The sequence below is a fragment of the Candidatus Nitrospira salsa genome (genome assembly GCF_965152625.1).
This window is the reverse complement of record NZ_CBCUCO010000002.1, coordinates 1,847,223-1,867,874: the sequence shown is the minus strand read 5'-3', so window position 1 is coordinate 1,867,874 and position 20,652 is coordinate 1,847,223. Positions and strand designations below refer to the sequence as shown.

The window sequence follows — 20,652 nt, the reverse complement described above, 5'->3', positions numbered from 1 at the left end:
AGACAAAAAAGGAAATCGTGAAAATTGCATTTTTTGTCGACAAGTTTCCGTCCTCATCTGAAACATTTGTGTTGAATCAGATTACTGGTCTATTGGACCGGGGTCATGAAATCGATGTGTATGCAAATAGCAAGGGAGATTTTCCTTGGGCTCATTCTGACTTGATTGGATACGCTCTTGAACAGCGAACATATTATCTGAATCATGGGCTACAAAAAATGCCGCCCCATAAACTGATTCGTCTGATTAAAGCAATTCGAGTCATTTACGAATGTTGGAAAACTGGGGAAAAGAAATGGAGCAAGTCCTTAAATGTCGTCAAATATGGGAAAAGGGCGGCTTCATTGGAATTGCTTTACCGGAGCGTCCTTCTTATGGGGAAGGGTTTCTACGACATTGTTCACTGCCATTTCGGACTGAATGGGGAAATAGCGGCTGCCCTGAAAGAAATAGGTGTCCTTCAAGGAAAGGTTATTACGACTTTCCATGGGTATGATATTACTAGTTATATAAAAGAAAACGGACATGATGTCTACAATTTCTTATTTGTGCATGGAGATCTGTTTCTCACGATTAGTGAACGATGGAAGCACGAACTCATTCGATTAGGGTGTAGGACGGAAAAAATCATCGTTCACAAAATGGGGGTAAATCTTAAACAACTGATCGCATACACGCGTAGAGCGGAGAGTCGAGAACAAGTGCGTGTGTTGTCTGTTGGACGTTTTATAGAAAAAAAAGGATTCGAGTATGCGATTCGAGCTGTTGCGAAGGTTGTCAAGAAGTACCCGAATGTTGAGTATCAGATCGTCGGTGATGGGAAATTAAGAGGCGAGCTTACGGAATTGATAGAACAATTAGAAGTCTATAGCCACATTCAGCTTGTTGGATGGAAGTCACAGGAAGATGTCGCTAGGTTGTTAAAGAGTGTAGATATATTTTTAGCGCCAAGCGTAACCGGAGCAGATGGAGATCAGGAAGGAATTCCGGTCGTACTTATGGAAGCGTTAGCCTGTGGGTTGCCAGTCATCAGCACATTCCACAGTGGTATTCCCGAACTCATTCAAGACAGACAATCTGGTTTTCTCGTCCAGGAAAGAGATGCGGTTGCTTTGGCGGAAAAACTCGAATACTTAGCTGGCCATCCAGAGGTGCGGGACAACATGGGAAAAACAGGGCGTGCATGGGTTGAAAAACATCATAACATTAATCAATTAAATGAGCAGTTGGTTAAAATTTTTGAAAGAGTGTTGTGTGGAGAAGTGACGGGCAAAGAAACGCGTCATCGGCAAAGGCATGATTCGGCACGTGTGCCCGTCATCACAAGATTGACCTAATGGCATGCTCTCAAGTGGGCATTCACTATTCTTTTCTGGGGATGTGACGTCTATGTCGATTCAAGTAAGCGTTATTATTCCAACTTATCGGCGTCCGATTTTTTTACGCACAGCACTTGAAAGTGTGTTGGCCCAAACCTTTCCTGACTTTGAAGTGATGGTTGTTGATGACGCATCCCAAGATAATACTCTGGACGTTGTTAAGGAATTTGATGATAACCGAATTCAGTATATTGCTCATGAATTTAATAAAGGAGGAAGTGCGGCGAGAAATACGGGTATAAGGCATGCCCGTGGTGAGTACATTGCTTTTTTGGATGATGACGATGAATGGTTGCCAGAAAAGCTCGAGTTGCAAGTTGAGGTTTTGAACCAGAGCCGTCAAGAGGTGGGAGGTGTCTATACCGGGTGCACAAAAATAGAGCGCGAGAGTGGAATGATAGTTTGTTGTAAAACACCAACTCAACGAGGCAATCTGTTTCAAAAACTATTAAGAAAAAATTGCATTACCTCAACATCTTCAATTCTCCTCAGAAAAGAATGTTTTGAGCGGGTGGGTTTATTCGATGAACGTTTGCCGAGTTCTCAGGACTATGACTTATGGCTTCGCATTTCTAAGGTCTTTAAGTTTGAGTCTATCTCTAAATCTTTGTTTATCTATCATATCCATGAAAAAAAGATAGGAACGAATCTTGAAGCATTAAGTGAAGGGTTATGCTTGATGCTGCAAAAATATGAAACAAATCTTTCTATCTTCAAAAAGAATTTTGGCTATTATGGTTGTCTTGAGCTAGGCGCATTTTATTGTCTACACGGCAATGTGAAAAAAGGACAAGAATCGTATTTGAAGGCGATTGTGCTGTTTCCCTTCGGGTTAAAAGCGTATTGCATGGTTGGGCTGTGTTTCTTGGGTGAAAGGGTGGTGAAGAAGGCGTTTGATCTAAAAAGAGGCTTTCCCCTGGTGGCTTGAATGCCAATCTTCTGACTTCGAAGATTGTTTTCAGTTCCTATTATGAGGAAATCGTGATGAAGTCTGATCTTTGGGTGGCGCTGTTGCGACATTGGTATAACATGATATGCGGGCAAAGTTATTGGCATGCCTCACAAGGATTAGGTCCCTGCTTTCAACCTGGCCAATTACAAGATTACTATCGAGATTATTCTACGAAAGTCGTGTGGCATGGTGATGTGGATCAATCACAATTTCCACTCGTCCGAGAGCCAAGCGGAAAACCCTTTCACGATCCACTCGTGTTTGCACAAAAAGCGTTGGGACATTGGAGTTGTTGGTTAACCAGCTTTCGACAAGAGGAAGCCCATCGACAAGCGTTTCTTGCACTTGCGGATTGGCTGGTCACCGCTCAAGAGGTTTCGGGGGCATGGTTTATGCCAACAATGAATAAGTCAATCTATACCGTGCCGTATAACGCCTTGACTCAAGGACAAGCGATTTCGGTTCTCGCTCGTGCCTTCTCCAGCACTTCTGAACAACGATATCTCGACGCGGCTTGGCGGGGGTTACGATTTATGCTTAAGCCTATGGAAGAAGGAGGAACCAGTCGTTCCACGGTTACAGGGCTTGTTTTAGAGGAATATCCTCGTTATCAGACGAATACGGTACTCAATGGTTGGATTAGTGCCTTATTTGGTGTCTATGATGTGTTGCTGTTGATAGATCACGTGGAGATACGTGACGCTCTCGAAGCGAGTTTACAAGCCTTGATTATCGCGCTTCCCACGTACGACGCGAAATACTGGTCGTTCTATGACAGTTCAAGGTCACTCGCAAGCCCTTACTATCACAGGGTTCATATTACTCAGCTTAGAGCATTGGAGCTTACATTTCCTTCTCACTCAGCGGTCATTCGATCAACACGTCTTCACTTTGAAGAACAGCTGTCCTCATCGATTTGCCGCACTAAAGCCTTCATTTTGAAAGCGGCTCAGACATTGAGACAGCCACCCGTGACCGTACGTATCCAATCGCAAGCCTGCTAGAACTCACAAGAGATAGGGGTTGTGCACGTGAAGGGAATTTCCCAGACTCACGTCGTATGCTTCAAGGCCTTTGAAAAAAAGTGGTTCGCAAGTCAAGCAATATTTTAGAACGGTTTCTACTTTTTGCCACGATCGGTGTTCTACCGTTGCAATGGTATTATCCGACCTTTTTAGGCATGAGCATCGGGTTTATCGTTTTTTCGTGTTCGGCGGGCTACATTCTCATCTTTCGGTTGGGGATGTTGCGAAAGATTTTGCTTCATCCCGTGTTTTTATCTGGATATGCCTTAGTGGCCATTGGAATTTTTATGGAGCTTGCTCATCATAGTGCTGGCTTTACAGAAATTTTACGCATATTTTTTATGCTGTTGGGAGCGATCGTCATTGCAACCTTGTGCAGAGATCGAAAAGCCTTACGCTGGGCAATCTATGGATACCTCTTTGCTGGAGTCTGGTTATCATTCATTCTCATCCAAACAACCTACGGGACATTGAATACCGCCAAAGCAGACGATTTCAGAAGTGCGTCTCATCTCCGTGAAAGTGTCTATGATGAGAATCCTTTGGATGCTGATCCCAATACCATGGCCTTCTTTGCGGGACAAGGAGCTGTTGTGGCGCTCGGGTTAGGTCTGATGGCTAAATCGCTTTGGTTGCGAGGATTATTCTTAGGGCTAGGAGTTTTCTGTTTGATTGCTACCTTCTTACCGATGTCCAGAGGCGGAGTCCTTGTTCTGGGACTGTCGTGTGCCCTGATCATGTATGCGCATGGGATCATGAAACCAAGGATTTTTATTGCCGTTGGAATTCTTGCTCTCGGAATGACAATTTGGGTGCCAGATGTTGTGTTTCAACGATTCACATTATCAGGTGACACGCGGATAGGTGCCAGAGAGGAAGGACGAACTCGGGTCTATTCAGCCGTGGTGAAGCATTTTCCTGACTATGCCTTGACGGGTGTGGGAATCACTCACTTTTATGGACAGTGGGGCCGACAAACGAAACTCTGGAAAGACTATGAAGTGACAGGTACTCATAATTGTTTTGCTCAAATAACTGTCTATTGGGGAGTCATGGGATTGTTTGCTCTTGTTATCTTAGTCTGGCAAGTGTATCTCTGCATTCCTTCGTTCTATAAGAACCACGCCTTTACTCTTTGTCTGGTTGGCGTTGCGGTGTCGGTTCTGGGGCAGGTGATGCTTGTCCATACACTGTATGCCAAGGAGTTTTCACTCCTTTTAGGACTTATGGTTGGAGGTTCCTACTGGATTTGGCCAAAGGGAAGAATGCCAGCCAGGTCCCTCACGCGAACTCTTTCTTGTCAAGACGCTTCGATAATATCATCGCAGAGGTCGGTCCCCGCACTTCCCTCGTGAAAGCGGAACAAGCCGTGCCGTACTCTCCTACAGCCCATCTCCGGGTGATGCAAATCACCGATTCTCTGCATGCCGCGGGGAGGCAGCGCGTTGCCGTAAATTTAGCTAATCTCCTTAAGAATCACGGCTATCGAAGTTACTTATGTACAACTCGGTCAGACGGACCTCTGGAAAGTCAGGTTGAGGAAAACGTTGGAAGGCTCCGACTTACTCGAACGAGGCAATTTGATGTCACGGCACTGAGTCGTATAGTGGCCTTCATTCGAGAACAACAGATTCAAATACTTCATGCACATGGAGCTTCACTATTTATCGCTGGAGTCGCTTCACTTTTTCCGCCTTATCCCTTGGTTGTTTGGCATGACCATTATGGACGGTATGGGCAAGAAGAACGTCCCACATGGCTATATCGATTGGGGGCGACGAGAGTCAGAGCGGTGATCACTGTGAGTGAGGCATTGGCCGAATGGGCTCGAAGTTGTCTGCATGTGCCAGCGCAACGGGTTTGGTATCTGCCGAATTGTATTCGCGATCATGGAGAAGATACAAAAGAGGTTTCTGGATTGCCCGGTGTTTCGGGATTCCGAATTATTTGTGTGGCAAATTTTCGTCCTCAGAAAGACCACTTGACACTTCTTCGGGCCATGGCCCTCCTAGTGAGGCGGACACCAAAAGCCCATCTGTTACTCGTAGGAGATTCGAGAGATCGGTCTCAATTCGTGCGAATTCAAAAAGAGATTGTTCAACAGAAGTTGCACCCACATGTCTCACTTTTGGGAGTACGACGAGATGTGCCTGCAATTCTGAATGCATGTGATGTCGGAGTTTTGAGTTCGATCTCAGAGGGATTTCCGCTCACGTTGTTGGAATATGGAAGGGCTGGTTTGCCGGTGGTTGCGACATCGGTCGGGCAGTGCGCGGAAATTTTAGACAATGGGAAAGCTGGTTTATTGGTCCCGCCTCGTTCACCGGTTCGACTTGCGGATGCACTTACCCGACTTCTTCAGGGATCGACGCGAGGTGCAGTATTTGGAGAACAATTACAGCGTCGAGCGAAATGCCTCTATGCGTCTGCTCAGGTGATCGAGCAAGTGTGTCATATCTATGGGGTGTTACTAAAGAGGTCATATGGTCAGGGTTAATACCATACCAATTGGATGAATGACATGCGAGTACTTGTTGTCACTAATCTCTACCCCACGAGCCGCAGTCCGTTCTCTGGAACGTTTGTAGAACAACAAGTTCAAGGGCTTAGACGGATCGGGATAGAGATCGACGTATTATTTGTTAATCGAGTTGAAAAAGGTATGAAAGTCTATTGGGAGTTGCCTCGAGCCGTGCAGTCGAAGCTGGTATCCTTCAACCCTGATATTGTGCATGTCATGTATGGCGGTCTTATGGCAGAGGTGGTGTCGTATTTGGTCTCTCAGCAGCCCATGATTGTTTCATTTTGTGGAACAGATCTTTTGGGTGGATCGTTTTTTTCATTCCTTAGGTGGGTGACAGTCCGTTTGGGAGTGTTAGCCTCTCAATTGGCTACTAAAAGAGTCAACGGCATCATCGTGAAATCTGAGAACTTAGTTCATGCGCTTCCAAAGACGATTGACTTGAAAAAGGTCTGGATCATTCCCAACGGGATTGACCTCGATCGATTTTATCCCTTGAATAAAGCTGAGTCGCGCCGACAATTGGGATGGTCAGAAAGGGCTTATCATATTGTTGTGCCTGGACATCCCGGGCACATCCGTAAACGGCATGATTTAGCCCAGAGCGCTGTCGAACGACTTCGAAACGATGGAATGGAGATCGAATTACATTTACTGTTTGAAGTGAGTCATTCAGAAGTCCCGTTATGGCTCAATGCCAGCAATGTTCTCTTGCTGACTTCTATTCATGAAGGTTCTCCTAATATTGTTAAAGAGGCGCTAGCTTGTAATAGTCCAGTAGTCTCGACCGATGTAGGAGATGTTCGGGAACGGATCCAAGGCATTCAAGGATGTTATCTGACACTTCCTGATAGCCAAGACATAGCTGAAAAACTCCGGTTGGCTATTCGTGGGTTCTCAAGAGTCCAAGGACGGATAAAGATGCAAGACCTGTCCCTAGAAAATGTTGCCAGGAAGCTCAATGACGTGTATCGCACAGTGCTTGATAGACAGCATACACATTGTCACGTACCCGAAGAAGCAAGACCATTGTTCGATAAGTCGTTGGGTTCCACAGATAAGGTTAGAGGTTCATGAAGGAGAATGACGAACGGCATCTTGAGGGAATTTGCGGAAACCGTGAACGCAACTGGAAGAATAGGACGAATCATAACTTTGGAGAAAGATAATGAAAAGCTTAGAGCGATTACCGGTAAAGGATCACCAAATCCCGCTGAGTGTAGGATCGGGAGTTTCTGTTGTACCGGTTAACAAAGAGGTAATTGCTGCACTTACTCAACTACACCTGAGCACTTTCGCGGATTATATACATGCTCGCATTGGCGAGGGTTACGTTAGAGCGTTTTTAGATTGGTTCCGTTGCCCAGAAAATGGAGTGGCTCTAGTCGCTATTAATGCCAAAGGCGAACCACTCGGGTACGTAGTTGGTGCTACCGTGGGCTATGTCCAGGCAATGAATCGGGATTTGTTTTGGGTTGGTTTGGGAGCAATGATGATGAGACCATGGCTATGTTTCGAGGCGGGGATCAGAAAGAAAGTCGAGGAGCGAGTCAAGCTTGCATCGGGCTATTCCGCTTGTCCACATCAAGAGCCCACTATCCCAGAGCCAACGATGTCTCTTGTCAGTCTCGCGGTCTTGCCATCAGTTCGAAGACAAAAGATTGGTCTTCGATTAGTTGAATCTTTCGAAGCACAGTCAAAGCAGTTAGCTGCACGATCACTACGGCTCTCGGTATATCCCAGTAATGTCATTGCTCGTCGATTTTATGAGCAATGTGGATGGCAACCGTTTTCTGGTCAAGTTCGAAATACCGGAGAGATGTATTATTATCGGATTATCAATAGTGTGGGCGACTTCAGTCGTCTATCCAATGAGAATAAGTCTCTTCACACTGTTCACCATACAACAGTCGATCAACATCCATCAACTTGAACTACGACTTAGCGCTTTCAACTTGTTCTTTCTAATTGCCGATGGCAATCTAATCTAGATTTAAATTGCAGAAAAGAAAAAGCAATGGGTACATTCAACGAATGGGCAATAATAGGAAAAAACATAAAGCTGCACTATTGGTGCTATTTCATGGTGGCCGTTTGGCTGTTTGTCGCGCAGGCCTCTGCGCAGGAACCTCTATTAGCGTTTCCCGGAGCAGAGGGCTTTGGCCGATTGACAAAAGGTGGTCGTGGGGGACCGGTTGTCGAAGTGATGAATCTCAAAGATGCTGGTCCTGGAAGTTTACGTCAAGCTCTTAGCGCTATGGGACCACGAACAGTGATTTTTCGAGTGGGGGGAATCATTGAACTCCAGAATTCGATTCGAATAACTGAGCCATATCTTACCGTCGCCGGGCAAACTGCTCCTGGTGATGGGATCACCATTAAGGGAGGAATGCTTGATGTGAGGACTCATGATGTGATTATTCGACATATTCGAGTTCGTCCAGGTCCAGGGGCCCCTAATCCAGAGGGAGCAGATTCTATTCAAGTTACGCGACCTGGTAGCCATAATATTATCCTTGATCATGTGTCAATGAGTTGGGGAGTTGATGAAGTGTTCAGTACGTGGGGGAATGCCGACGAAGTATCAAATGTCAGTGTTCAGTGGAGTATTGTCTCGGAGGCCCTTCATTGTGCTACTCCATCCCATCCTGAAGGTTGCCATGGCAAGGGTGTGTTACTTGGCAATGGATCATCACAAATCACCTTTCACCATAATCTGCTAATTCACAACGACGATCGGAATGCTGAAATCCAAGGCGGGAAGCATGATTTTGTGAATAATGTGATTTACAATTGGGGAAGTCACGCCTCCGTTCATTTACCATATCATGCGCCACTCAAAATGAATCTCGTCGGGAACTATTATATTCCCGGACCTTCATCACCCCTCAAACCACCAGTGAGATTGTATGGAGGCAAAACCTTTGGGGGACGGCCTTTATATAGTGCATCTTCAGAGATCTACTTGAAGGGTAATTTAGATACGCTATACCGACCAAACAACTCGGAACCTGAAACGAAAGTTCTGAAGTTGATCAATGGTGGGTTTTCAGTGGCTCAAGCCAGATTTGATTATCCACCCGTTACCACGACAGATGCTTCCCAAGCTAAGATCGATGTGTTGGCCTATGCCGGGGCCAATGGACTGGTCACTGAAGAAGATTTGGTCCTGGATAACCGCGATGCAATCGATCAACGTTTGGTGAACGATGTTTTAAACGGGACTGGTCGAATCATTAACGATCCTTCGCAGGTAGGAGGATATGCTCCCTTTACTTCGAAGGCGGCGCCCCTTGATACTGATCACGATGGAATGCCGGATACCTGGGAGTTAAGGAATGGATTGAATGTCGAGGATGGTTCCGATGGTTCTTGGGATACTGATCACGATGGTTATACCAACCTTGAGGAGTATCTCAATGGTACTCTTTCTGTGAAGGAAGATGTGACTCCGCCAGATAGTCCGACAGGGGTTCACATCCTACGATGAATTTCGGAGTGAATTGAAGTTTATATTAACTTTCGAAGCCTGCTCACCATATTCTTCGCTCACGAACAAAAAACACTCCAAAGTCGTTCAAGAACACATTCATGAAAGCGGGCGTTCTTCGAATTTTTTAGAAGCGCGAAGAAGAAATTCTTCGCTGTTGCCGTTATGGATGGGGCACTGAAACGGACCGTCATCTAACGCTATAGTCTTTTAATTTTTCATTAGGACATATTCGTCTGGAAGCGTTTATCTCAAAAAGTATCTAACTCAAAAGCACCTCCCATTTTACAGATAATGAGCCCTCTTGCTGCATGCTGGGGTTTGTCCCAGCGACCGAGGCCCTTTTGTTTCGGCAGAAGGGCCCAAAACCATTGACGCCCAGGCCAGGTTCATCGGATGAGCTGAACACCTATAGCCGCTACAAACAAATTCCGATGTTTGAGGCGTAGTATTACGCTGTGGCAGTCTTAATAATGAACTGGAAATTAATTGGATTCGCTATAGTGGTGGGGCGGGCCAACTCGCTTTGCTCAAACTAGCCCCGCCCAGTTTTGGAGGCGTTCGCTCAACGGACTAGCCAGCAGACGTCAAGTCATATGCACTGAGAAAAAGTTAAAACACTATAGTCTTCAAAAAAAAGCGTGTTGCTTGCTCTCACGCGATTCAGTAATAAGCAGGGGATCCGTCTTATCCCGCTCTTGTTCCTTCCATTTAGATTCGCCCGTCTACTTAATTCCACGATTTTCTTCGAAGAATTGAAAAAGATATTGAACCAGTGACTCTTCTTCACCGAAATCGAAGAGCCATTTCACGAGAGCAGTATTCTCACCCCTGGCCTTTGAGAGGGGATTCTTTACTCAAACGTTTATCCGGGAGGGATTACTATGCGAATACTTGTTTGGGGTCTGGGGTACGTGGGGACGGTATCTGCGGGGTGTTTAGCTGATTTAGGGAATGAGGTGATTGGTGTTGAGCCACATCACCCCAAGGTTAAAGCAATTAATCATGGACTGTGTGCAATCAAAGAACCTGGATTACAGGAACTGGTCAGGGCGACTGTTGAATCCAGTCATTTTCGGGCTACCACAGATGGACTGAATCTTATTCCGCAGTCCGATATTTCCTTAATTTGCGTGGGGACCCCTAATGGCGCAAATGGGCGTCCACGATTGGACGCGATTGAAAACGTGAGTCGGGACATCGGTCGAGGGTTACGCCATATCTCTCATTACCATGTAGTCGTTATCCGCAGTACGGTATTCCCTGGAACGTCGCGTCATCTGGTGAGAAGCATATTGGAGGAGCAGTCTGGAAAAAAGGCAGGCGAGGATTTTGGGCTGGTCATGAACCCTGAGTTTTTACGTGAAGGGTCGGCAGTCAATGATTTTCATACGCCGTCGTACACGATCATAGGAGAACTCGATAAGCATTCTGGTGAACTCGTTGATCGGTTGTACCAGAAAATTAATGCCCCCTTGAAGCATGTCACGCTTGAGGAAGCTGAATTATTAAAGATCACGAATAACGCGTTCCATGCCTTGAAAGTTGGATTTGGTAATGAAATAGGGCGGCTCTGTGACCACTTACGTATCGACAGCCATAGGCTTATGGAGCTGGTTTGTGAAGATTCAAAGTTAAATATTTCTCCAGCCTATTTAAGGCCTGGGTTTGCTTTCGGAGGATCGTGTCTACCAAAAGACTTACGTTTCATCACTTATAATGCTCGTCGACTGGGAATCGAAGTTCCCATTTTAGATGCGATTTTATATAGCAATGATTTGCAAGTGACCCTGGCACGTCTAAAACTTCAAGAGATTGGGTTTAAAAACGTGGGCGTATTGGGGTTAAGCTTTAAGCCAGGAACAGATGATTTACGGGAAAGTCCCATCATCCGTCTTATTCAAGATTTATGGCAAGATGGATTTAACGTCCTTGTCTATGATCCGGATGTCAATCCTACTGAGATGCTAGGGAGCAATCTCGCCTACCTAAGTCGCCAGTTACCTCAAATCAATGACATCTTATGTGATTCGTTTGAGCAGATGCTCACTCAGTGTGAGGTGGTGGTGATTAGCCAGAAACGCCCTGGGGTTCTAGAGGCCATACAGAAGTTTGGGCAACGGCTTGTCATTCTGGACCTCGTCCGCATGACCGATCACCCTGAACGGTTAATGTTTAAAGAGTATAGGGGGATGTCATGGTAAAAATACTTGGGAGCAAGTGGCTCATTCTTACGCAATATTATCCTCCTGAGATAGGGGCACCACAAATTCGCTTGAGGCATCTGGCGAAAGAGTTGCAACTTCAGGGTATTGATGTTGAGGTGATCACGGCCATGCCGAATTACCCGAAAGGTGAAATTTTTCCAGGGTATTCAACCTCGAAGTGGAGTATTCGAGAAACGATCGACGGTGTGCCGGTTCAACGAATGTGGGTATATGCGGGTAGTGGGAAGGCCGCTGTCGTACGGTTGTTAAATTATTTCAGTTTTACATTCACGGCCCTGTTTGCTGTGTTATTCGGTCCCCGTCCCGACGTCATGTTTGTCGAATCACAACCCTTGTCGTTGGGGGTCATCGCCATGCTTATGAAATGGATAAGAGGGGTTCCGTATATTTACAACGTGCCGGATTTGCAAGTTGACGTGGCTCGACAACTGGGATTTATTCAAAGCGAACTGTTTCTTCGCCTGGCCTCTCAATTAGAAGATATTTTTCTGATGCAGTCCTGGAAGGTGTCAACTGTGACGCATCGTTTTATAAAACATTTACAAGAACGTGGGGTGCCGCCGCCTCAGATTACGTTTCTTCCCAATGGAGCAGACACCAATTTTCTGAGACCGAAACCGGTTTGTTCTGAACTGCTCAACCGATGGAAATTGAACGAAAAAAAAATATTCCTCTATGTGGGGACACATGCCTACTACCATGGTCTCGATACGGTGATTAATGCAGCGAATATACTACAGGAAGAGCGTCAGGTGGCTTTTCTCATGATCGGGAGTGGCCCAGAGCGCCGGCGAATCATTGAACTAGCTCGAACATTAAGGCTGCAGAACGTGATCTTTGATCAGTCACCGTATGAAGAAATGGATGATTTATATTCCATCTGTTATGCGTCTATTGCCACATTGCGTGATGTGGAAGTTGCGAGGACGATGAGATTGTCAAAGATTTTTCCTTCGTTAAGTTGTGGCGTTCCAGTTATTTATGCAGGATGTGGGGAAGCTGCTGATGTCATTCATGAACATCATTGCGGAATCACGGTCGAACCGGAAAACCCCGAGCGGCTGGCTGCCACGATAAGACAATTTGCAGCGGATCGTACAAGTCGAGATTCCATGGGCCGGATTGGAAGAAAGCTTGTCGAATCAGACTATAGTTGGAAGGTCATCGTGAATCGATGGTTAAGTGAGCTTGACTTGGAAGTCACGCCAGATGGACTCCGTATGGTGTCCTGACTATCTGCGAGAGGGGGTGAAACACAGACATCTTTCTTCTTCTCAAGGAATAAAGGACAAAGAGTGCGTAGTGGCGGATAGAATACTCCAGTGCGGTGAGAGAGAATCAAGGCAAGGCTGTGCGGGACGAAAGTTATGTTTGAACGAGGTCGAATTTCATGCGTGTTGGTTGTGTTCATAGTCTACCTGCTGTATTTGAGTGTCTTTACGCTGTCACCCTTCACGATTACTTTTGACCCTTCGCGTTCCTTATTGGATCTCGTGGCTCAGAAGTTTGATGTCCATTCGGTCTTTTGGCGTATTCCCTTCTGGGATATCTTTAGCAACATCCTTCTTTTTATTCCATTTGGCTTTCTCTTTGTTTCCTTACCAGGTGTTCGCACATATCGGTTTGTGGCCAAACTTTTTCTCGCTGGGGCGACTGTGTGTCTGGTGAGTCTCTCTCTGGAAGTTGCTCAATTATTTCTCCCTCGTTTCCCGTCTGTAGTTGACGTGGTTTTGAATGTTGTTGGTGGTATCACAGGTGCCCTGATCTCAATGTGGTTGTACGCTCCCATCAGTCGATCAGTATATCGATGGTGGTTGAATCTCCAAGCTTCTCCAATGCTTCTAGGCTTCTTGGTCATGTATATCATTGGACTTCTTGGGGTACATACTGTGCCGTTTCATCTTGGACAGAAGTTCAGCAATTGGGACCCTAACTTTACCTTGCAAATTGGGAATGAAGGTACATTGGATCGTCCGTGGCTGGGAAGCATGTTCTTATTGGCTATGTATGATCGTGCTCTTTCTCGCCAAGAGGTTCTGACTAATTGGATGGCTGGATCAGTCTCGATTACTATGCAGACGCGCGTGGAAGAGGGCCTCGTGGTCTACTACGATTTCACTGAAGGGGGAGGGACGGTTGTTCATGATCGCTCGTCTTGGGATATGCCGCTTGATTTACAGATTCGCGACATGGACCACATCAAATGGTTGCATCCGAATGGCATTGAGTTGCTCACGAACACGATCATCTCATCCTTGGAACCTGCAAGCAAAATATTTGAGAGTAATCTTCGTAAGCGAAGTGCACTCACGCTCGAGGTTTGGATTTCTCCAGCTCATATAGATCAAAAGGGACCTGCACGAATTGTTTCTTATTCGGCTGACTCGGAAGCTAGAAATCTCACTCTTGGTCAAGCAAAGCGAAACATTGTGTCCAGGATTCGCACCCCAGTTTCAGGACCAAACGGAACAAGGCCGCAATTACAAACTAAAGATGATCTGCTGACGGCTGATATTCAACATGTACTCATCACCTATCGCGATGGATTGGAAACCCTGTATGTTAATGGCCAAGTGCATAGTACTCTTGCGTTCGATGACAGAACGTATCTACTGAGGGTATTTGAGGCGTTCCTTGGGTGGAAATACCTGTGGATTTATTGGTTCGTTGTTCTCTCACCGCTGGGGATATTGTCTTATCTATTCTTTGCGCAAAATAGAGGCCATTCAGGTAACGCCGAGTGGCTTTCTTGTGGGGTGGGGGTGATCGTGTTAGCTGTGATGGAATGGATTCCCAAGATAATGCATGAAAATGAAATAGATGTAATTCCTTTCCTAATCGGAAGTGCCATTGTCCTGCTTTCCGTTTTGACGACCGCGATTCTCGACAAAGCTGTTCACGCCGTCTAGGGATCCTATCTTTCGAATTTTCTTCTCTATTTCCCAATTCTTGACCAGGGAGTTTGTTCCCGTACAGTCATCGGAAACGTACCTACTGCCTTTGCGTCATCCGATCGGACATATGGGTGACTAAGGTGATTCTCTTTCCGGAATACCGACGATAATGAAACGAAGCTTTGATATCTTCGTGGCTTTCTTTGGGCTCGTCGCGTGCGCTCCGCTTTTTGTGATTATTGCGCTTCTCATAAAGTTGGATTCTTTGGGACCCATATTCTTCACGCAAGTTCGAATAGGGAAAAACTTTCGGCAGTTCCACACTCATAAATTTCGCACCATGACGACAGATGCGGCACAGAGGGGTGGTCTAGTTACCCTAGGAGATGATCCTCGCATTACACGGGTTGGTGAAATACTCCGTCGGTTTAAACTTGATGAGCTTCCTCAACTTTTCAATATTTTGAAGGGTGAAATGAGCTTGGTTGGTCCAAGGCCAGAGGTTCCCTGCTATGTCGAGATATTTAAAGAAGGCTATAAAAAGATCTTAGAAGTCCCGCCGGGGCTTACGGATTTAGCTTCACTGCGATTTATCGAGGAAGCGGAGATTTTGGAAAAGGCCGAAAAACCAGAGGTTGAGTATGTCCAAACAATCCTGCCAGAAAAACTGCGTTTGGCGACCATCTATCTCCAACATGCTTCGTTTTTATTCGATTTCGCTATCCTTGTTCAAACTTTGTTAAAACTTGTGAGAGTGAGAGTGGTGCTTTTTGAACTTCCAGAGGTCTACTCTCACGCTACGCGCTATGGAAACGGCCATGGTGCATTCCTGAGGAGCATCAGTCTTCAGTATCGACGTCCGGTCATACTGATGTTGGATCTCGTGCTGATTGTCCTAGCCAATTATTTAGCCTTTTGGTTGAGATTTGATGGAAAGATTCCGATTGAGGCGAAATATGTATTCGCGACAATGCTCCCTTGGGTCGTGTTAATTCGCGGCATTACGTTCTCACTATTTCGTTTAAATGAAGGTCTTTGGCGGTATACGAGCATCTGGGATCTGCAAAGTATAGTCAGCGGAGTGTTGAGCAGCACTCTGGTATTCTATGCCTTAGTTCATTGGGGCTTTGAAGTCATTTCATATCCTCGATCGGTCTTTGTTGTTGACAGTGTGTTATTAATCGGATTCTTGGTTGGGATTCGACTTCCCTCACGTCTCTATCGAGAGCATGGGCTTTGGGCGGGGAAAAAACGGATATTGGTTCTTGGAGCCGGAGATGCTGGAGAACAAATCGTTCGAGAAATGAAGACCAATCCGTCTTATCATTACGACCCCATTGGATTTGTGGATGATGATCCATCGCTCGTGGGTCAGCGAATTCACGGGGTGAAAGTTCTCGGTACTCGAGAAGAGCTGTCAACTATTCTTCTAACAGAGCAACCACAAGAAGTCGTGGTGGCGATGCCTGGAATCAATCCAGCAGTTCTTCGAGAAATTATCTCTGGGCTAGAAACGTTCAAAATTCCCATTAAGACGCTTCCGAATCTACAAGATCTCCTAGACGGTAAAGTTACGGTGAGCCAAATCCGTCATCTGAAAATTGAGGACCTGCTTTCCCGCCCACCTGTTGGCTTACAGCCTCAATCGGTCCAACAACTGATCAAAGGGAAGCGTATATTGGTTACTGGAGCTGGAGGGTCCATTGGTTCAGAGCTGTGTCGGCAGATTCTTGAATTTCAGCCGCACGTTTTGGTTCTTTTTGAACGTTATGAGAACAGTTTGTACAGTATTGCGAATGAACTAGCTGACCGTAAATCTTCATCGCCTGTTTATTCCGTGATCGGTGACATCACAGATGCTCCACATCTATATGCGACGATGAAAAAGTATTCTCCGGACATCATTTTTCATGCGGCTGCTCACAAACATGTTCCGTTGATGGAAATAAATCCCGGAGAGGCCTTGAAAAATAATGTGTTAGGCACTCGCACCGTGGTGGAAGCTGCCGACCACTCTGGTGTTGAACGATTGGTCTTTATTTCTACAGATAAGGCTGTGAATCCTTCTAGTGTAATGGGGGCGACCAAGCGTGTTGCCGAACTTGTGGTCCAAGATATGGCTCGTCGCAGTAAAACACGCTTTTTGACCGTCCGATTTGGAAATGTTTTGGGAAGTAATGGAAGTGTTGTCCCTCGATTTCAAGAGCAGATTAAAGCTGGTGGGCCAGTGACGGTTACCCATCCCGCAGTCAAACGGTATTTCATGTTGATTTCGGAAGCTGTGCATCTCGTCTTGCAGGCCGCAACTCTGGGCGAGCAGGGCGCCACTTATGTATTGGAAATGGGTGAACAGATAAAGTTGGTAGAACTGGCCAGAAACCTTATTCGTCTCTCGGGTTTTGTGCCGAAAAAGGAAATTCCGATAACCTTTATCGGACTTCGCCCTGGAGAAAAACTTGAAGAAGAGTTAGTTGGTGACAATGAGGAGGCCGAACCATCTCCTGTTCCTAAAATACAGCAGATACGTTCGAAAACATTACCGAATTTAATGTTGGTATCTAAACGAATTGTTGAACTTGAGCAAAATCTCTCTCTTGGTGACCCAGGATTTCCTATCCAATATTTGCAACAAATGATCCCAAACTTTCAAGTTCTTGAGAAGCCCAACCCGGTGACACCTCGAATCGAGCCTCAAATCATGGACGCCCCACTTCCGTAAGTCTGCAGGAAATGAGCAAGCTGGATGCCTGTCAGTACGTTCTAACTCTGCAAAGCTAATTTAGCTCATTCGCCTTGTTCCTAAGAATTTATTAAGAAAAGAGTCAAACCTTGATAAGGTCTCTAAAGCGGAAATGATTGCGAGGATGGTTAGTATTTTCACGGTTGTCGGTTTAGCCATCCAAAGAGTTGGTGTATGGGCACTCGTGATCGCCGTGCTTGTTAGCGCGTTCACATAAAACTTTATAATCTTTTGCTTGGCACGACGGATGCCAGTTCTTCGAATTTATTGAAAACAAGTCATGCACGTGTGTAAGTTGAGTCTGGCCACATTGGAACAGAAATCTTGTTGGGTTATCTATAGTCAGACGGATAGCGTGGTCCTTGGTAAATTTTTTGGTGAATTTGTTTTAGGCTTTTATGGGATGGCCAAAGATCTGGCATTATTACACGTTCGAAGAGTTTCAGCGGTTGTAACTCAGCTGACCAATCTTCATGGCTGCCTTTCAGGATGATCGAGCGTATATGCAGATGAACTTACTGCGAGGAATGAGGTTTGCGGCATACATATCCTTTCCTCTGTGTACAGGAATGATGATAGTGGACGAAGATCTAGTTTTTGTCGCTTTGGGTGAGAAATGATTGCCATGTGTTCCTCTCATTCAATTATTGTCTCTGTTTGCATTCATAAATCAATAAACACACTTTTCCCTCCCGTCGTGTCAACAAGGTATCGGTCTGACTATTTATTTCGTATTGGCTCAATTCTTCTGTTCCTCATGCCAACAGCTTTTCGGAAGATAATGGTATTGGGAGTGCCTTGGGTCACAATTTGCTCCGTTATTATGTCTGGAATGACAATTGAGGTTTTTAGAGAACTCCAACTGTTACCGAATATGATTTTTCATTATTTATGGGGACTGGTCATTACTGCGCTGGTGTGCGTCTGCTCCGTATATTTGGTCCAATGTGTTTTACCCATAACTGAGGCGCTAACATGGGAGAGGAGTATTCCACGATTGGTAAATTTAATGGTCGTTGGAGTATGGGCCTATGGTTCGATAATTTTTCCCAGTGAAAAAGCGGATTGATTTGCTCAACGTACTGGGATGGGTATGTGGCTCTTGGATTTTGAATAAGATGAAGGGGGCTGTAAGAAACGAAACGTCATGATGAGGTGTAAAGTAATGATTGAGTTTCACCTATTAGCTGAGTGAAAAATCCTCTCGCTTTGACCACGCTTGCACAACGAGCGCTCGCCATACTCTCCTCACTGTTTAGCAAACTGCCATTCCATTCCTTTTAACGAAATCTTCATATCCTTTTGCTAAAGTCCTTCAACGAAAACCTTCAACGTCTACCCCAACCCGGATGATTTAAAGTTCCTCATCGAGAAATGCTTGATTGTTCTTAATCAGAGGTCAGATTATGAGCAATAGCATCACGTCAGGATTTCGATCGTTCCTTCTGGGTCTTTCGTTCAGGGAACGATCGATGTGTGTCCTATTTAGGGAAAGTTTAATAAGCCAGAGCTGGGGGTAGGTATGCAAAACAAAACGGGAGGATTTGTTATCCTTCAATTTTGGTTGGAGACCATTGTACCGCTATCACGCGTGTGAGCGCCAATGTCACAATGATGCCTCCAAGAATCGCCCACTGAAAGGGGTGGGCTTCTTTAAACCATTGAGAGATTACTTCGGTGAGCATGACGACAAGAATGGTATCAACGATAAAGGTGACCTTCACTCGGCCCTCTGAAAAATATGTCAGTGTGGTTTTCAAGACTTCGACTATCGCCAACAGCATGAGCGTATTGACAATGACTTGACGCATGACAACTTCTAAGGGTTGCGTAAAGAGTAATTCTAATCCAACAAAGGTCATGAGAGCCCCGCCAGCGAGGGCGGTCAAGATGGTCAGAATCAATAAACTCAATATGACCTTAATGCCCTGAACCCAAAATTGAGTCATGTCAATGGCGAATGAACGTCCTAATGCCGCCACGCCTGAATGAAGAAATGCCATAATAAAATTATTCTCCTTGTGTGTGATGGTTGCGATCGTGGTTAAAAGTCGTCGACAGCGACAGGGTGCAATAAATCTCGAACAGAAATGATGCCAATAATCCCGTCATACTCATTGGCGACTCCCAAGTGTCTGATGTGTGAACGCTCCATCAAGTCCGCTGCCTCAAAAATTGGACTATCTTCATCAATGCAGATCACCGGAGAACTCATGATGCGTTTGACGGGTGTATATTCGGCAAAGCGATGAAGCGAAACAACTTTTCTGACAATGTCAGATTCGGTTACGATGCCAATAATTTCGCCATCTCGTTCGACAAACACACTTCCCACGCGTTGTATGCGCATTAAATTAGCTACGACTGACACGGACTTTCGGTCATCGACGGTGATCAAGTCCCGCTTCATCACCTCATGAATGTGAACCATAGTTTGCTCCCTTCTTAATGAAAAATGTGTGTTACACTGACCTTTTCGTCTTTTCACTAGTATCAAGATTACACCGCCAGTGTTACCGTTAAAGCACAATCATATGTCTTTTCTGTAAAATATATTGAGGAATGACCACATTCTTTGCCCTGATGCCTGGATGTTTCCTATAGTAGTCATGTCACATACTGTGCTAGGTGCAGATAGGGATTCGTTCAAAATGATACAATTATTTTTACGTCTTTTGATACGATGACGAATAAACAAAGGAGTGTTATGAGTCGAAGGATTTGGGTTCTGTTTGTTCTGGTTTTCTCTTTGTCTGTTATAGGTTGTGCAAGATCTGAGTTCTTTACTATCACGATCTATGATAGCCCACAACGTGTGGTCCGGCTGCAAACGAAATCTATAGAAGATGCTGGAGGCGGATATTCCCACCCGACATCGGTTTCTGTCGAACAAATGACCAGCGTGTTAACGGGTCTTTACGTAGAGGTCGGGTATACACCATTTTCAAAGTCAGGTACGCGTCGTCGGGCTTTTAGCGACGCCGAAATCAAATTTTTTGCCCCTCTATTCGTCAGAGGTCTTGAGCAGGCGACACCTGAGGAAGTGGTCACATTTTTTGAAACCGCCGAAATTTCTGACCTACAGGAAGCCACAACCTCTGGCGGAGTCTTTATCAGGGAGCAGGCTTTGTACATTATTATGAGCAATCACGGAGTCAAAACATCGATTTGGCAGGATAATGATCAATATGAATCGCCGCAACGATTAAGTCCATTGGAACCCATGGCTCCAGAACCTGGCCGCTTGGTTTTTGAACCGGAAGAATTCATGATGCCGCTCGAGGAAAACGATTGGGTCGATACACTCAAAGGAAAACCCTGGCATGTCGCAGTGAAGTATTTAGAGTTGCCATAATCGTGATTCGTATCACACAAAAAAGACCGCCTCTCTTAATGGGAGAGAGGCAGTCTAAGAGAGACGCG

The 20,652-nt window shown here is 45.5% G+C and carries 16 protein-coding genes and 1 pseudogene; 15 read left to right on the top strand and 2 right to left on the bottom strand.

The annotated features are described in order from the left end of the window. Nucleotides 1–17 precede the first annotated feature (17 nt). The 14 genes and pseudogenes from ACWQXP_RS10410 (at nucleotide 18) to ACWQXP_RS10345 (ending at nucleotide 17,849) form a co-directional block, all read left to right on the top strand. Nucleotides 18–1,337, top strand: coding sequence for a glycosyltransferase (locus tag ACWQXP_RS10410; protein WP_454062752.1), 1,320 nt, complete (start codon nucleotides 18–20; stop codon nucleotides 1,335–1,337). A 52-nt stretch (nucleotides 1,338–1,389) separates the two neighbouring features. Beyond that, nucleotides 1,390–2,307, top strand: a complete 918-nt coding sequence (locus ACWQXP_RS10405; RefSeq protein WP_454062751.1) for a glycosyltransferase family 2 protein — start codon at nucleotides 1,390–1,392, stop codon at nucleotides 2,305–2,307. 56 nt (nucleotides 2,308–2,363) lie between these two features. After that, nucleotides 2,364–3,335 carry a D-glucuronyl C5-epimerase family protein gene (locus ACWQXP_RS10400; protein WP_454062750.1) on the top strand — a complete coding sequence of 324 codons (972 nt, stop codon included), beginning with the start codon at nucleotides 2,364–2,366 and terminating at the stop codon, nucleotides 3,333–3,335. An 80-nt stretch (nucleotides 3,336–3,415) separates the two neighbouring features. Then, the gene (locus tag ACWQXP_RS10395; protein WP_454062749.1) at nucleotides 3,416–4,711 is read left to right on the top strand and encodes an O-antigen ligase family protein; all 1,296 of its coding nucleotides are present in this window, start codon (nucleotides 3,416–3,418) and stop codon (nucleotides 4,709–4,711) included. Between the two features lie 14 nt (nucleotides 4,712–4,725). Next, nucleotides 4,726–5,853, top strand: a complete 1,128-nt coding sequence (locus ACWQXP_RS10390; RefSeq protein WP_454062748.1) for a glycosyltransferase — start codon at nucleotides 4,726–4,728, stop codon at nucleotides 5,851–5,853. A gap of 24 nt (nucleotides 5,854–5,877) precedes the next feature. Continuing rightward, nucleotides 5,878–6,954 (top strand): glycosyltransferase, encoded by a 1,077-nt coding sequence (locus ACWQXP_RS10385; RefSeq protein WP_454062747.1) that lies wholly within the window; start codon nucleotides 5,878–5,880, stop codon nucleotides 6,952–6,954. A 91-nt stretch (nucleotides 6,955–7,045) separates the two neighbouring features. Beyond that, nucleotides 7,046–7,810, top strand: coding sequence for a GNAT family N-acetyltransferase (locus ACWQXP_RS10380; protein WP_454062746.1), 765 nt, complete (start codon nucleotides 7,046–7,048; stop codon nucleotides 7,808–7,810). Between the two features lie 84 nt (nucleotides 7,811–7,894). Beyond that, complete coding sequence (locus ACWQXP_RS10375) at nucleotides 7,895–9,367, top strand: hypothetical protein (RefSeq protein WP_454062745.1); 1,473 nt, start codon at nucleotides 7,895–7,897, stop codon at nucleotides 9,365–9,367. 884 nt (nucleotides 9,368–10,251) lie between these two features. Then, nucleotides 10,252–11,571 carry a nucleotide sugar dehydrogenase gene (locus ACWQXP_RS10370; RefSeq protein ID WP_454062744.1) on the top strand — a complete coding sequence of 440 codons (1,320 nt, stop codon included), beginning with the start codon at nucleotides 10,252–10,254 and terminating at the stop codon, nucleotides 11,569–11,571. After that, the gene (locus ACWQXP_RS10365) at nucleotides 11,565–12,827 is read left to right on the top strand and encodes a glycosyltransferase family 4 protein (protein WP_454062743.1); all 1,263 of its coding nucleotides are present in this window, start codon (nucleotides 11,565–11,567) and stop codon (nucleotides 12,825–12,827) included. The genes ACWQXP_RS10370 and ACWQXP_RS10365 overlap by 7 nt, the downstream gene beginning before the upstream one ends. Before the next feature lie 135 nt (nucleotides 12,828–12,962). Next, nucleotides 12,963–14,504: a LamG-like jellyroll fold domain-containing protein gene (locus ACWQXP_RS10360; protein ID WP_454062742.1), complete on the top strand. Its 1,542-nt coding sequence runs from the start codon at nucleotides 12,963–12,965 to the stop codon at nucleotides 14,502–14,504. Between the two features lie 154 nt (nucleotides 14,505–14,658). Next, nucleotides 14,659–17,208 (top strand): polysaccharide biosynthesis protein, encoded by a 2,550-nt coding sequence (locus tag ACWQXP_RS10355; protein ID WP_454062741.1) that lies wholly within the window; start codon nucleotides 14,659–14,661, stop codon nucleotides 17,206–17,208. A 67-nt stretch (nucleotides 17,209–17,275) separates the two neighbouring features. Further along, nucleotides 17,276–17,722 (top strand): annotated as a pseudogene (locus ACWQXP_RS10350) (oligosaccharide flippase family protein). After that, on the top strand, nucleotides 17,703–17,849 hold the full coding sequence (locus ACWQXP_RS10345) for an oligosaccharide flippase family protein (RefSeq protein ID WP_454062740.1): 147 nt from the start codon (nucleotides 17,703–17,705) through the stop codon (nucleotides 17,847–17,849). Before ACWQXP_RS10350 ends, ACWQXP_RS10345 begins: the two are co-directional and overlap by 20 nt. 927 nt (nucleotides 17,850–18,776) lie before the next feature. On the opposite strand, the gene ACWQXP_RS10340 is transcribed toward ACWQXP_RS10345, so the two are convergent. Beyond that, entirely contained in the window at nucleotides 18,777–19,232 is a 456-nt protein-coding gene (locus ACWQXP_RS10340) for a phosphate-starvation-inducible PsiE family protein (RefSeq protein ID WP_454062739.1), read from the bottom strand. 41 nt (nucleotides 19,233–19,273) lie between these two features. Beyond that, a complete protein-coding gene (locus tag ACWQXP_RS10335) occupies nucleotides 19,274–19,660 on the bottom strand; it encodes a CBS domain-containing protein (RefSeq protein ID WP_454062738.1) in 387 nt (128 codons plus the stop codon). 276 nt (nucleotides 19,661–19,936) lie between these two features. Between ACWQXP_RS10335 and ACWQXP_RS10330 the strand changes: the two genes are divergently transcribed. Continuing rightward, on the top strand, nucleotides 19,937–20,584 hold the full coding sequence (locus ACWQXP_RS10330) for a hypothetical protein (protein WP_454062737.1): 648 nt from the start codon (nucleotides 19,937–19,939) through the stop codon (nucleotides 20,582–20,584). Nucleotides 20,585–20,652: the final 68 nt, after the last annotated feature.

Excerpts from the sequence above, each read along its gene's own strand:
- ACWQXP_RS10385 (WP_454062747.1), top strand. The coding sequence starts at position 5,878 with ATGCGAGTACTTGTTGTCACTAATCTCTACCCCACGAGCCGCAGTCCG.
- ACWQXP_RS10340 (WP_454062739.1), bottom strand. The coding sequence starts at position 19,232 with ATGGCATTTCTTCATTCAGGCGTGGCGGCATTAGGACGTTCATTCGCC.
- ACWQXP_RS10335 (WP_454062738.1), bottom strand. The coding sequence starts at position 19,660 with ATGGTTCACATTCATGAGGTGATGAAGCGGGACTTGATCACCGTCGAT.
- ACWQXP_RS10345 (WP_454062740.1), top strand. The coding sequence starts at position 17,703 with ATGGCTGCCTTTCAGGATGATCGAGCGTATATGCAGATGAACTTACTG.
- ACWQXP_RS10400 (WP_454062750.1), top strand. The coding sequence starts at position 2,364 with ATGAAGTCTGATCTTTGGGTGGCGCTGTTGCGACATTGGTATAACATG.
- ACWQXP_RS10360 (WP_454062742.1), top strand. The coding sequence starts at position 12,963 with ATGTTTGAACGAGGTCGAATTTCATGCGTGTTGGTTGTGTTCATAGTC.
- ACWQXP_RS10365 (WP_454062743.1), top strand. The coding sequence starts at position 11,565 with ATGGTAAAAATACTTGGGAGCAAGTGGCTCATTCTTACGCAATATTAT.
- ACWQXP_RS10355 (WP_454062741.1), top strand. The coding sequence starts at position 14,659 with ATGAAACGAAGCTTTGATATCTTCGTGGCTTTCTTTGGGCTCGTCGCG.
- ACWQXP_RS10380 (WP_454062746.1), top strand. The coding sequence starts at position 7,046 with ATGAAAAGCTTAGAGCGATTACCGGTAAAGGATCACCAAATCCCGCTG.
- ACWQXP_RS10370 (WP_454062744.1), top strand. The coding sequence starts at position 10,252 with ATGCGAATACTTGTTTGGGGTCTGGGGTACGTGGGGACGGTATCTGCG.
- ACWQXP_RS10330 (WP_454062737.1), top strand. The coding sequence starts at position 19,937 with ATGAGTCGAAGGATTTGGGTTCTGTTTGTTCTGGTTTTCTCTTTGTCT.
- ACWQXP_RS10375 (WP_454062745.1), top strand. The coding sequence starts at position 7,895 with ATGGGTACATTCAACGAATGGGCAATAATAGGAAAAAACATAAAGCTG.
- ACWQXP_RS10405 (WP_454062751.1), top strand. The coding sequence starts at position 1,390 with ATGTCGATTCAAGTAAGCGTTATTATTCCAACTTATCGGCGTCCGATT.